The sequence below is a fragment of the Paenibacillus lacisoli genome, assembly GCF_030580655.1.
In the GTDB taxonomy this organism is placed as follows: domain Bacteria; phylum Bacillota; class Bacilli; order Paenibacillales; family Paenibacillaceae; genus Paenibacillus; species Paenibacillus lacisoli.
In genome coordinates this window covers 83,760-96,361 of sequence record NZ_JAUQTB010000010.1, presented here as the reverse complement: position 1 = coordinate 96,361, position 12,602 = coordinate 83,760, and the positions used below count along the sequence as shown (strand labels likewise).

Below are 12,602 nucleotides of genomic sequence, written 5' to 3'. Positions count from 1 at the left end.
ACATTCCAGAAATGGCTTGACACCCATAAATAAATCGCTTACAATTCCATTATGAAAGCACTTACATTATCCCAATTCTTTTACTAAGCACTTTCGAAAACGTTTTAACAGATTGTTAGACGAACCGATGGTAGCTATTTGAATAAGAGCTGCAGTTGGTTTGGAAAACGCTTTAGTAACGGTCTGAAACGAATTCTCCCAGCTTCAGTGTGAAGTAAAAGAAATTCATTCCCGGGTGCCTTCAGAAGTTTTTCAGGATACTTCTTTTTGTGCAAGGGTCATTTGAATTAACACTTTTAAGGGGGATTCACAGATGAAAGGAAGAACACCTAAGACGTTTGCCATGCTGCTGCTGGCGAGTGCAATGCTCGTATCGGCAGGCTGCTCCAACTCTGGAAAAGAGGATGCTGGCAGCACACCGGCCGCCAAGGACGGTAATGATACAAGCCCGATTACGATTTCGTTCTTCGGCGCCGATGCGAGCCCGAACTGGAACAATATGAAGGATGACGTGGGTCAAGAGATTACAAAAAAGACCGGCGTTACCATCGAAGCTCAATTTGATGTAGGCAGCGGCGGCGGTCAGGATAAAATTTCCCTGATGGCGGCAAGCGGTGACTATCCTGATCTGATCTATGCCAAAGGCAATCTGTCCAAACTGGTAGATGCAGGTGCAATGATCGATATGACCGAACTTATCGACAAATACGCGCCTAACCTGAAAAAAGTGTACGGTGACCAGATGAACCGTCTCAAATACAGCAAGGAAGATCCGGCGATCTATGCGATTCCAACCAACGTTGGAGTAGGGGCACAGGTCTTTGACGCTACAGGCGGTTTTGAAATTCAGCACAAGGTCCTGAAAGAACTGGGTTACCCGAAAGTAGAAACAGTGCAGGATTTCGAGAATGTCCTCAAGCAGTATGTAGCGAAACATCCTACAACGGATGGAAAACCAACCATTCCATTGACACTGAACGCAGATGACTGGAAAATCATGATCACTGTAACGAATCCGGCCTTCCTGTCCACAGGTGCTCCGGATGACGGTGAATACTATATTGATCCAGAGACGATGGAAGCGCAGCTTCACTACAAGCGTCCGGAAGAGAAAGAATATTTCCGCTGGCTGAACCACATGTATAATGAAGGTCTGCTGGATAAAGATACTTTTGTACAAAAAGACGACCAATATAAATCTAAAATCGCAAGCGGCCGTGTCGTGGGCCTGATCGATCAGGAATGGGATTACCAGGATGGTGAGAACGCCTTGAAGGCGGCCGGGAAAGACGAAGATACTTACGCTCATTTCCCTGTACAGCTGACCAAAGATACCAAAGATCATTCCCTTCAAGCCGCTGGCCTTGACGGCTATGGTATCGGAATCACCACTTCTGCCAAGGACCCGGTCCGGATCATCAAGTTCCTCGACTGGATGGCATCGGATGAAGGCCAAGTGCTGCTGAACTGGGGTATCGAAGGCAAGCAGTACAAAGTGGAGAACGGCAAACGTGTCATTCCGGCTGATGTACAAGAACGCAAGACCAACGATAGTTCCAACTTCACCAAAGAATCAGGAATCGGGCTGTACACGACCTTCAGTGCACACTATGGCGATGGCGTGAAAGATGCAACAGGCAACTATTACACAACGAACTTCCCGGAACAGATTACAAACTCCTACACTGCAGCTGAGAAGGAATCCCTGAAAGGCTATGGTGCAACAACTTGGAAAGACCTGTTCCCTAGTGAAAAAGACTTCCCGCTGAAAAGATGGGGCGCAGCTTACAACCTGCCAGCTCCTAGCGGAACCGACTATGAAGTAACGTTCCAAAAAACACAGGATATCGTACGCAAACGGATTCCTGAGGCTATTCTCGCAAGCCCGGATAAATTCGACTCAATCTATGACAACATGCTGGCGGAACTGGATAAAGCCGGCGCTGTGAAGATGGAGCAGGAGTTTACCCAGCTTGTTAAAGACAGAGTAGAATTGTGGGAAAGTAAATAAGAAGCAGAAGGCCAGAAGAAGCCCTTAGCAGGGCTTCTTCTTTTTTATTATGTAACGGAGCAGTCAAAGCGCAGCAAACCAATTGACGAATGAAAAGGCCTGAACTATAATTTAATCTGAAAGCACTTACAAGCACGTTTACATCATGCTCCGCCAACAGGGAGCATTCATTTTATGTTTTTACGAAAACGATTTAGGTCTTTTCTTGAATGATAATGCAGCCTGAAGAATGGAGCCTTTAGCAATGAAGAATTGGATGAGCGGCCATCAGCCGCAACCAGATTGGAAGCTGTGGTACCGCCAGCCTGCTGCAGTGTGGGAAGAAGCGCTGCCGCTGGGGAATGGCAGGCTGGGAGCGATGGTGTTCGGCAGACCGGATACCGAGCTTATACAGATGAATGAAGATACGCTGTGGTCTGGATTTCCGCGGGATACCGTCAACTATGACAGCCTGCGGTATTTGAAAGCAGCGCGGGAACTGATTTTTGAAGGTAAATACAAGGAAGCAGAGACCACCATTAACCGTCGTATGCTGGGCCGGGATGTAGAGGCTTATCAGCCGATGGGTGATGTACTGATCCGTCATGACGGTCTGGGTGAGGTGACCGCTTATCAGCGCGAACTGCTGTTGAATGACGGTTTGAACACCGTGAACTACAGCAGTGCAGGGGTGAACTACAGCCGGCAGACTTATATCAGTACGCCTGATCATGCAATGGTCACAACCTGGACGGCAGACCAGCCTGCCAGCATTAGCACGACAATCTGGCTGGACAGTCCGCATCCCTATCAAACGTCTGTTTCCGAGCAAGGGGTGATTACACTGCAGGGGCGCGGACCCACGCATATTGAAACCAACTACTTCCGCGACCATCCGCAGTCCGTTCTGTATGAAGAAGGATTAGGTGTCGGTTTTGCGATGGCGCTATCTGTTCAAACCTCTGGAGGCACGATGGAACGGCAGGATGGAAGGATCATGATTACGGGTGCCGACGCCGTAACCATGATTTTGGTTGCTGTGACGGATTATGAAGGGTATGACCGTCAGCCGGGAAGCCAGATCCGTTCCCTGCCGGATGAGTGCCGTCTCCGTCTGGATACGCTCCGCAGACAGGAGGAGAGCAAGATCCGTGAACGCCATTATGCCGACCACCGCGAGCTGTTTAACCGGGTTGAGTTCTCGCTCAATAGCAGTGAGATCACCACCCAGCCAACAGATGAACGCCTGGCAACCTACCAGAATGGAGCAGAGGACCCGTCTCTGGAGGCACTTTACTTCCATTATGGACGTTACCTGCTCATGGGCAGTTCAAGACCGGGCACTCAGGCTGCTAATCTGCAGGGAATCTGGAACAACCTTGTGGAGCCGCCCTGGTACAGCGATTTTACTACGAACATCAATACCCAGATGAATTACTGGCCGGCAGAGGTATGCAACCTATCCGAGCTTCATGAGCCTCTGATACAGCTGGTTGAAGACCTATCTCATACAGGTCGTCGGGCTGCTAATCTTCTCTATCAGGCCAAAGGCTGGACTGCCCACCATAATGTTGACATCTGGCGGGCAGCCGGACCTAGCGGCGGAGATGCAAGCTGGGCATTCTGGCCGATGGGTGGTATCTGGCTTGCAACGCATCTGTGGGAGCATTATCAGTTTACGCATGACCGGGAGTTTCTGATCGAGAGGGCTTACCCGGTTCTCAAAGGGGCAGCAGCATTTGCACTCGATTGGCTGGTAGAAGGCCCGGAGGGTTATCTGGTCACTGCCCCGTCCACGTCACCGGAGAACAAATTTCTTACCGCTGAAGGCGAAGTTTGCAGCGTCTCGATGGCCTCAACGATGGATATTTCTCTGATTACCGAGCTGTTCCATCAGACGATAGAGGCTGCCATTATTGCCGGTACAGATCATGAATTTGCGGATGAGCTCAAGTCGGCATTGGAGCGCCTGAGCCCGCTGCAGGTCGGACGGCACGGACAGCTGCAGGAATGGTTCACCGACTTCGATGAGAGTGAGCCGGGGCATCGTCATGTTTCGCATCTGTTCAGCCTCTATCCCGGGTCCCGCATCAACCGTCGCGATACGCCCGAGCTGCTGGAAGCCGCGCGGGTCAGTCTGGAACGGCGGATCCGGCATGGGGGAGGTCACACAGGCTGGAGCTGCGCGTGGCTGATCAACTTGTACGCCCGACTGCTGGATGCCGAGACCGCATACAGGTTTGTACGGACGCTGCTCGCCAAGTCAACGTACCCGAATCTGTTTGACGCGCATCCACCGTTCCAGATCGATGGTAACTTTGGCGGTACAGCCGGTATGGCCGAGATGCTGCTGCAGAGTCATCTGGATGAATTGCATCTGCTGCCCGCCCTGCCGGATGCATGGAACAGCGGCCGTGTGCGCGGACTGCGTGCCCGCGGAGGCTGCTCCGTGGATATGCAGTGGCAGGAGGGCCGGCTGGTACAGGCTGCTGTACGGGTTGACCGGGCAGGGATGATTCAGATTCGTACGTCTGACCGGATGACAGCAGAGGGGATCTCCTCATCTCAAGTAGACGAGGTGCTGGGCGGCTATGTGCTGAATCTGCAGCTTGAGGCAGGCCAGACAGCGGTGCTTCATGCCAAAGCCTGAGCTGACTGAGCAGCAGCATTAAATATCACGCAATTAACAATTAATATGAAGAGTTAGGAGCGAAGAACGATGACTTTTTTTCATTTTCCGAAAGACTTTAAATGGGGCACTGCAACAGCATCGTATCAGATCGAAGGCGCTTATAATGAAGGCGGACGTGGGATGTCCATCTGGGACACCTTCTCCCGCACACCGGGCAAAGTATTTAACGGTGATAATGGAGATATCGCGTGTGACAGCTACCACCGCTATGAAGAAGATATTGAATTGATGAAAAAACTCGGTATCAACACATACCGGTTCTCGATTGCATGGCCTCGCATTATTCCAGACGGTGACGGTGAGATCAACCGCGAGGGACTGGATTTTTATCATCGTTTTGTAGACAAACTGCTCGAAGCCGGCATTGAGCCGTTCTGTACGCTGTACCACTGGGATCTGCCACAGACGCTTCAGGATGAAGGGGGCTGGGAGAACCGCAGAACGGTTGAGGCGTTTGTCAAATATGCGGAAGTGATTTTCAAGGAATTCAGCGGCAAAATTAATTACTGGCTGACGTTTAATGAGCCATGGTGTATTGCATTCCTGTCCAACCTTCTGGGCGTTCATGCACCGGGTAACCAGGATCTGCAGACGTCCATTAATGTGGCGCACGGTTTGCTGGTCGCTCACGGTAAAGCGGTCAAAAAATTTCGCGAGCTTGGAACAACAGGAGAGATTGGTATCGCGCCGAATATGGCATGGGCCGTTCCGTACAGCAAATCCAGAGAAGATCAGGAGGCCTGCGATCGTACGATTGCGCTAAATACGGACTGGTTCCTGGATCCGATCTATAAAGGCCATTATCCTCAGTTTATGGTGGAGTGGTTCGAGCAGGCAGGTGCAACCGTACCGATTCAGGAAGGCGATATGGAGATCATCTCCCAGCCGATTGATCTGCTTGGGATTAACTACTATACAATGGGTGTTAACCGCTACAATCCGGAGGCGGGTGTCCTGCAGTCGGAAGAGCTGAACATGGGCTTGCCCGTGACAGATATCGGCTGGCCTGTCGAGTCCAGAGGACTGTATGAAGTTCTGCACTACCTGCAGAAGTACGGTAACGTTCCAATCTATATTACCGAGAATGGGGCCTGCATTAATGATGGTATCGAGAAAGATACCGTAGCCGACTACCGGCGTATTTCTTATCTGCAGCAGCATATGATTCAAGTTCACCGTGCGATTAACGATGGCATCAACCTCAAAGGGTATATGGCCTGGTCATTAATGGATAATTTTGAATGGGCAGAAGGTTACCGGATGCGTTTTGGCCTCGTGCATGTTGACTATCGTTCACTTGTACGCACACCAAAAGAAAGCTTTTACTGGTACCAGAACGTCATCAAGAACAACTGGATTGAGACACGCACGGATATGCCTTACTAATAAAATAGATACGAGAAAGGGATACTCTCTTCAGCCCGGCTGTTAGAGAGTATCCCTTTTTTGGTTAATAAAAGATATAAACCTGCTGTATCAAGGGGATGCCGCAAGAGGCAGGCTCCAGGCAAATGAATAAAATGGGCATATACCAGCAATACTATAACTGAGAGTTTTATACTCTTTGAAGGGGTGAAGATCATGGCTACAAATTCAACTGCTCCATCCAGAAACGATAACCGGAAGGATAAGAACATGCGGGGCATGGTTTCCGTTTTTACGATCATCTCGGTGATCGCAGCTGTTGTTGGTATTATTATGGTTCTTGTTAACCTGAATCATTTCAGTGACCGCAACCTGGGCCTGATGCTCGGGATCGGCTTCATCGTCGGCAGTATTTTCGTCTATTCCATTGGCAAATGGGCGGGCTCTATTCAGTCCCGGAGGGAAGAGGATGACGGCGGCGGCGGATTCTAACCGTACGAGTATTCTTTGGAGGCCCGGCTATGAACCGGTACAGCATGACACAAACCCTTTGCATACGGTAAGGTATTAGCCGTCGGCGAAGGGTTTTTTTTAGATTTATTATGATGATGTTCCGGGAAAGTGAGAAATAATTCACATTTATCAAAAGAAATATCGACAAATTTGTTAACAACGCTAAAAAATCTACGGATTTGTAGTATCCTATATAAGGACTTAACAAATGGCTTTTCGTAGCTTTTAAAGCATTGAAGAGAGGGGAACAACATGAACAAAAAAACCAAGATGCTGCTTGCTTTGGTTTTGACCGTGCTGACAGTTGGTCTTTTGATTTGGACCTGCTTCTTTACGGATGCACGATATGTCGTATTTGATACGTCAGGGCCTGTGGCAAAAGCGCAGAGCGATCTGATTATTATTACGACACTTCTGTGTGCCATTATCATTGTACCGGTTCTGATTCTGACTGGCGTTATCGTATGGCGCTACCGTGATCGTCCGGACAGTAAGGCAGGCTATCAGCCAAAGTGGGAGCACAGCAACAAGCTTGAGACGATCTGGTGGGGTATTCCGATCGTAGTTATCATTGTCATCGCTGTAGTAACAGCAAACTATACGTACGCGCTGGAGCCTTCCAATTCGCAATCGGTTGCCAAGGCAGCTTCTACTTCATCCAGCGAGAAAGCACAGCAGAAGCCGATTAACATCCAGGTTACTTCCCTGGACTGGAAATGGCTGTTTATGTATCCGGATGAGGGTATTGCCACTGTGAATCAGATCGTGATTCCTGAGGGCGTGCCGGTTCATTTTGAACTGACATCCGATGCACCGATGAACTCTTTCTGGGTGCCGGAGCTTGGCGGTCAGGTGTACACGATGTCGGGCATGGCGATGCAGCTGTATCTGCAAGCCGATAAAGTGGGCACTTATTACGGTTCAGGAGCCAACTTCAGCGGAGAGCATTTTGCACAAATGCGATTCACTGTAGACGCGAAAAGCCAGCAAGATTACGAAGCATGGGTAGCGGATGTCAAGAATGGCAACAACCCGCTGACCAAGGAAGGTTATGAAGCTTTGGCTCAGCCAAGCCCATCACAGCCTGAGAAATATTCTTCTTTCCCTGAAGGACTCTTCAAGGATATTGTTACTAAATATGTAGTTAAAGCCTCCGAGAAGGGTCACGAGCATGGCGAATCCACAGGTACGGAAGTTGAGAACGGTGGAGACAAAACGAGTGACCTTGAAGACGGAGACCATTCTAGCGATTCACATTAATCACGGGAAAGGAGGCCCCCAATGTTAGACAACATCAAAGAGTTCGCGTCCAATTTCTTCGTAACCGGCGATCCATTGATCTACGGTGCGGACGTATCGATTGCGATCTTCACAATTGCAATTGTGGCGGGACTCACTTATTTCAAAAAATGGGGCTGGCTCTGGAAAAACTGGTTAACAACCGTTGACCATAAAAAAGTCGGTATTATGTACATCCTGGCAGCTATTCTGATGATGTTCCGCGGCGGCGTGGACGGTCTGATGATGAGAGCACAGATTTCGATGCCGGACATGCAATTCCTGCAGCCGGAACACTATAACCAGGTATTTACGACTCACGGTACGATCATGATCCTCTTCATGGCGATGCCGCTGATGTTCGGTCTCTTTAATATTGCGGTACCTCTTCAGATTGGAGCGCGTGACGTTGCGTTTCCATTCCTGAATGCACTCAGCTTCTGGCTGTTCTTCATGGGTGCGATGCTGTTCAACCTGTCCTTCGTTATCGGTGGTTCACCGGACGCTGGCTGGCTGAGTTATCCGCCTCTGTCAGAGCTGCAGTTTAGCCCAGGTGTCGGGCAGAACTTCTATATCTGGGGTATTCAGATCTCCGGTATCGGTTCCCTGGCAACAGGTATCAACTTCTTGGTTACCATTATCAAGATGCGCGCTCCAGGGATGACTTGGATGAAAATGCCAATGTTCACCTGGTCCGTATTTGCAACATGTATCATCATTATCTTTGCATTCCCGATTCTGACGATTACTCTGGCACTTCTGTTCCTCGACCGCTTTGGCGGCGCCCACTTCTTCACACTGGATATGGGCGGTAACCCGATGATGTATATCAACTTAATCTGGATGTGGGGTCACCCCGAAGTGTATATCGTGGTTCTGCCAGCTTTCGGTATCTTCTCCGAAGTCGTGGCAACCTTCTCCAGAAAGAAACTGTTTGGATACAAATCGATGGTATTCGCGATGCTGATCATCAGTGTCCTGTCCTTCTTCACTTGGGTCCATCACTTCTTCACGATGGGATCAGGGGCAGACGTCAACGTCTTCTTCGCGATTACAACGATGGCTATTGCCATTCCTACAGGTGTTAAAGTATTTAACTGGCTGTTCACCATGTTCCGCGGCCGTATTCGCTTCACACAGCCGATGATGTGGACGGTAGCCTTCATTCCATGTTTTGTACTCGGTGGTATGACAGGCGTTATGCTGGCCGTAGCACCTGCTGACTTCCAGTTCCATAACAGTTACTTCCTGATCGCTCACTTCCACCAAGTGTTGATCGGTGGTGTGGTGTTCGGTTACTTCGCAGGTATGTACTACTGGTGGCCAAAAATGTTCGGCTTCATGCTTCCTGAGAAATTGGGACACTGGGCATTCTGGCTCTGGAACATTGGTTTCTATGTCTGCTTCATGCCGCAGTACGCGCTCGGTCTGATGGGTATGACTCGTCGTATGAGCACTTACGGCTGGGATCGCGGCTGGGCTCCGCTGAACATGGTATCCACCATTGGTGCCATTCTGATGGGTCTGGGCTTCCTGTTCCAGGTTTGGCAGATTGCAGAAGGTATTCGTCGTCACAAACAGCTGAAAGCTTCTGGTGATCCGTGGGATGCACGCGGCCTGGAATGGTCGATTCCATCTCCTGCACCTGAATATAACTTTGCAACAATCCCGCATGTAAGCTCGCAAGACGAGTGGTGGGAAGAGAAAGAACGCCGCAAGAATGGAATTCTGCCTGAAGCTAAACCGGTTCAGCCGATCCATATGCCGAAGAACTCTGCAATTCCGATCATTATGTCGGTCTTCTGGTTCATCGCCGGCTTTGGTTTCGTGTTCAACTGGCTCTGGATGGCAATTCCGGGTCTGATCGGCGTCGCGATCTGCATGATCTGCCGTTCCTTCACGTATGATACGGATTATTACATCCCTAAAGAAGAAGTTGAACGCACGGAAGCGGCTTTAAGGGGGTCGGTATAATGTCACACGCAGCAGCACATCACGGCCACGGCCATGATGACGGGCACCATGATCCTCAGGATCTGAAGCTGCTCGGTTTCTGGATTTTCCTGGTGACGGACGTTATCTTGTTCAGCACCTTGTTCGCAACATTTGTTGTTCTTCGCAACAACACCGCTGGCGGACCTGATGGAGCAGAATTGTTCAATATGACAGGCGTCATTATCGAAACATTCCTGCTCCTGACAAGTTCCTTTACTAGTGGTATCGCAGTACTGGCCATGAATGCAGGTAAGCTGAAACAAATGATGGCTTGGCTGATTATCACTGGTATACTGGGTCTTGGGTTTATCGGGCTCGAGGTATCCGAGTTTATCGAAATGGTTAACGAAGGTGCAACGTATACAACAAGTGCGTTCCTGTCAGCGTTCTTCACGCTGGTCGGCACACACGGTGTCCACGTTTCGATTGGTCTTGGTTGGCTGATCGGCCTGCTGATTCAATTGAAGCAGCGCGGCATCACCGATGTAACCCGCGGCAAAATCACAGTATTCAGCTTGTACTGGCACTTTTTGGACGCCGTATGGATTTTCCTGCTTACGGTCGTCTACCTGATGGGGGTGATGTAAGATGGCACAGCATCAAGCTCACGACTCGCACGGACACGGTCATGAAAGCCATGGTTCCGTAAAATCGTACGTGATCGGTTTTATTCTTTCCATCGTACTCACCATTATCCCACTGGTTGTTGTCATGAATCACATGATGGGTGAGACGGGTACGCTGGTTCTGATCCTGGCTGCAGCGGTGCTGCAGTTTATCATCCAGTTGTTCTTCTTCATGCACATCCGTGACGGTAACGGTCCTCGTTACAATGTCATGACCCTGGTTCTGGGTATCGTAATCCTGCTGACGATTGTTGGCGGTTCCGTATGGATCATGATGAACAACATGGTAGCCCATTAATAAGAATGGGGTTTCTCTTGTAAGAGAGAATCTTAATTAAACGGCACTGCCTTAGGCAGTGTCGTTTTTTTGTTGTTCAGGAATTTGAATGGTGTAAAATTCTTCAAAATAGGACTGGTAAAATGAACATAAATGAACTAATATGAACTTATATAAACGATAGACAGTAGTTAACTACAGATGAGAGGATTGATTAAGATGGAAAACCGGTATGCATCCCATCCTGAGGCTGTTCGAACATTTAATACAGAGAAGCTGCGCAGGGAGTTCCTGATTGAAGATCTTTTTGCGGCAGATGCATTAGTAACCGTTTACAGTCACGTTGACCGGTATATTGTGGGTTCCGCTGTTCCTGTCAGCAAGGACCTTGTGCTGGAGGTGCCGCTCCAAGATATCGGCGCAGGTTATTTCTTGGAGCGGCGCGAGATCGGCATTATTAATACCGGAGGCCCCGGCGTTATCACAGCAGACGGAGAGAGCTACGAGATTGCTGCCAAAGAATGCTTGTATATCGGACTTGGAGTTAAGGAAGTTGTATTCCGCCACCGAGCCGGAGAAGAAAGTCCACGCTTTTATTTTGTCTCGACGCCTGCCCATCATAAATATCCTACAGTCAAAGCTGCACAGGAACAGGCCACACCGAGCCATCTGGGCAGCATAAGCAGCTCGAATGAGCGCACGATCTACAAATACATCCATCAGGATGGCATTCAGAGCTGTCAGCTCGTTATGGGAATAACAGAACTGGACCCAGGGAATATGTGGAACACCATGCCTGCACACACGCATAACCGCCGCTCGGAAGTATACCTGTATTTCAATATGCCTGAGGACGCAGTAGTCTTTCATATGATGGGCGAACCGGACGAAACCCGTCATCTGGTTGTACGCAATGAGCAGGCTGTAATCTCGCCGAGCTGGTCGATTCACAGTGGTGTCGGAACAAGCAATTATACGTTCTGCTGGGCGATGGCCGGTGAGAATCAGACCTTTGATGATATGGATGGAGTGGCCATGAAGGCTTTGAAGTAGTCTATTATTTTGCAGAAGAAGAGAGAAGCTATGAATCCATTAAAAAGACACGAGAAAATCATGGAAGCGCTCATTGCCAGACAGGAAATAACCGTCCAGGAGCTGAGCGAGCTGTTGGATGTGACCGGTAAAACAGTCCGGGAGGATCTGGACAAGCTGGAGCAGATGGGGCTGCTCGTGCGTGTCCATGGCGGAGCTATTCTGGCGCAGGGTGACCAGTACGGAATTCTGTCCAGCCAGGGGGCCAGCGGTAAGCACAATGCAGAGAAGGCTGAAATTGCCGAGAGGGCGCTAACGTATATCCAGGCCGGTGAGATTATCGCACTGGATGGAGGAAGCACTATCCTGGAACTGGCCAGACGGCTTCCTAATCAGGAGCTGACGGTGATAACGAATGATCTGTTTATTATCTCCGAGCTGGTGCGGCGCGATCAGATTCGTCTGATCGTTCCCGGCGGTGCCAGAGTCCGCAATGTGTTGACAGGGGAAGAATCGGTACAGTATGTGCGGCAGCTCAATATCCATAAGGCATTTGTATCGGCCACGGCCGTTCATCCCGAGTTCGGCTTGTCCATTTATACGGGAGAGCTGACGGCTTATAAGAAAGCACTCATGCATGCAGCCCAGCAGGTGTACGGGATGGTGGATCATTACAAGTTCGGCCATTTTGCGCTTCGGACGTTCGCGCGCTGCGACGAGCTGGACGGTATGATTAGTGACAGCGGACTCGACAGGGAAACGGCGGAGATCTATGAGCAGGCAGGATTGCGGATGGACTATGGGCAAACGACGAAGTGAAAAGGTATCGCGGAG

At 49.8% G+C, this 12,602-nt stretch carries 10 protein-coding genes; all 10 read left to right on the top strand.

What is annotated here, in order from left to right; translation table 11 throughout:
* Window positions 1–313: 313 nt before the first annotated feature.
* The 10 genes from Q5741_RS15915 (at window position 314) to Q5741_RS15870 (ending at window position 12,587) form a co-directional block, all read left to right on the top strand.
* Window positions 314–2,011: an ABC transporter substrate-binding protein gene (locus tag Q5741_RS15915; protein ID WP_305025105.1), complete on the top strand. Its 1,698-nt coding sequence runs from the start codon at window positions 314–316 to the stop codon at window positions 2,009–2,011.
* A 244-nt stretch (window positions 2,012–2,255) separates the two neighbouring features.
* A complete protein-coding gene (locus Q5741_RS15910; RefSeq protein WP_305025104.1) occupies window positions 2,256–4,640 on the top strand; it encodes a glycoside hydrolase family 95 protein in 2,385 nt (794 codons plus the stop codon).
* A gap of 69 nt (window positions 4,641–4,709) precedes the next feature.
* Complete coding sequence (locus tag Q5741_RS15905) at window positions 4,710–6,068, top strand: GH1 family beta-glucosidase (protein ID WP_305025103.1); 1,359 nt, start codon at window positions 4,710–4,712, stop codon at window positions 6,066–6,068.
* A gap of 195 nt (window positions 6,069–6,263) precedes the next feature.
* On the top strand, window positions 6,264–6,539 hold the full coding sequence (locus Q5741_RS15900; RefSeq protein WP_305025102.1) for a hypothetical protein: 276 nt from the start codon (window positions 6,264–6,266) through the stop codon (window positions 6,537–6,539).
* 273 nt (window positions 6,540–6,812) lie between these two features.
* Window positions 6,813–7,820, top strand: coding sequence for a COX aromatic rich motif-containing protein (locus Q5741_RS15895; protein ID WP_305025101.1), 1,008 nt, complete (start codon window positions 6,813–6,815; stop codon window positions 7,818–7,820).
* Between the two features lie 21 nt (window positions 7,821–7,841).
* Window positions 7,842–9,812, top strand: a complete 1,971-nt coding sequence (locus Q5741_RS15890; protein ID WP_305025100.1) for a cbb3-type cytochrome c oxidase subunit I — start codon at window positions 7,842–7,844, stop codon at window positions 9,810–9,812.
* The gene (gene cyoC / locus Q5741_RS15885) at window positions 9,812–10,420 is read left to right on the top strand and encodes a cytochrome o ubiquinol oxidase subunit III (protein WP_305025099.1); all 609 of its coding nucleotides are present in this window, start codon (window positions 9,812–9,814) and stop codon (window positions 10,418–10,420) included. The genes Q5741_RS15890 and cyoC overlap by 1 nt, the downstream gene beginning before the upstream one ends.
* Before the next feature lies 1 nt (window position 10,421).
* On the top strand, window positions 10,422–10,757 hold the full coding sequence (gene cyoD, locus Q5741_RS15880) for a cytochrome o ubiquinol oxidase subunit IV (RefSeq protein ID WP_305025098.1): 336 nt from the start codon (window positions 10,422–10,424) through the stop codon (window positions 10,755–10,757).
* A gap of 198 nt (window positions 10,758–10,955) precedes the next feature.
* Window positions 10,956–11,789, top strand: a complete 834-nt coding sequence (gene kduI, locus Q5741_RS15875; RefSeq protein WP_305025097.1) for a 5-dehydro-4-deoxy-D-glucuronate isomerase — start codon at window positions 10,956–10,958, stop codon at window positions 11,787–11,789.
* Window positions 11,790–11,819: 30 nt separating this feature from the next.
* Window positions 11,820–12,587: a DeoR/GlpR family DNA-binding transcription regulator gene (locus Q5741_RS15870; RefSeq protein ID WP_305025096.1), complete on the top strand. Its 768-nt coding sequence runs from the start codon at window positions 11,820–11,822 to the stop codon at window positions 12,585–12,587.
* Window positions 12,588–12,602: the final 15 nt, after the last annotated feature.

Coding starts and splice junctions, on each gene's coding strand:
- Q5741_RS15870 (WP_305025096.1), top strand. CDS start 11,820: ATGAATCCATTAAAAAGACACGAGAAAATCATGGAAGCGCTCATTGCC.
- Q5741_RS15905 (WP_305025103.1), top strand. CDS start 4,710: ATGACTTTTTTTCATTTTCCGAAAGACTTTAAATGGGGCACTGCAACA.
- Q5741_RS15900 (WP_305025102.1), top strand. CDS start 6,264: ATGGCTACAAATTCAACTGCTCCATCCAGAAACGATAACCGGAAGGAT.
- Q5741_RS15890 (WP_305025100.1), top strand. CDS start 7,842: ATGTTAGACAACATCAAAGAGTTCGCGTCCAATTTCTTCGTAACCGGC.
- kduI (WP_305025097.1), top strand. CDS start 10,956: ATGGAAAACCGGTATGCATCCCATCCTGAGGCTGTTCGAACATTTAAT.
- cyoC (WP_305025099.1), top strand. CDS start 9,812: ATGTCACACGCAGCAGCACATCACGGCCACGGCCATGATGACGGGCAC.
- Q5741_RS15915 (WP_305025105.1), top strand. CDS start 314: ATGAAAGGAAGAACACCTAAGACGTTTGCCATGCTGCTGCTGGCGAGT.
- Q5741_RS15910 (WP_305025104.1), top strand. CDS start 2,256: ATGAAGAATTGGATGAGCGGCCATCAGCCGCAACCAGATTGGAAGCTG.
- cyoD (WP_305025098.1), top strand. CDS start 10,422: ATGGCACAGCATCAAGCTCACGACTCGCACGGACACGGTCATGAAAGC.
- Q5741_RS15895 (WP_305025101.1), top strand. CDS start 6,813: ATGAACAAAAAAACCAAGATGCTGCTTGCTTTGGTTTTGACCGTGCTG.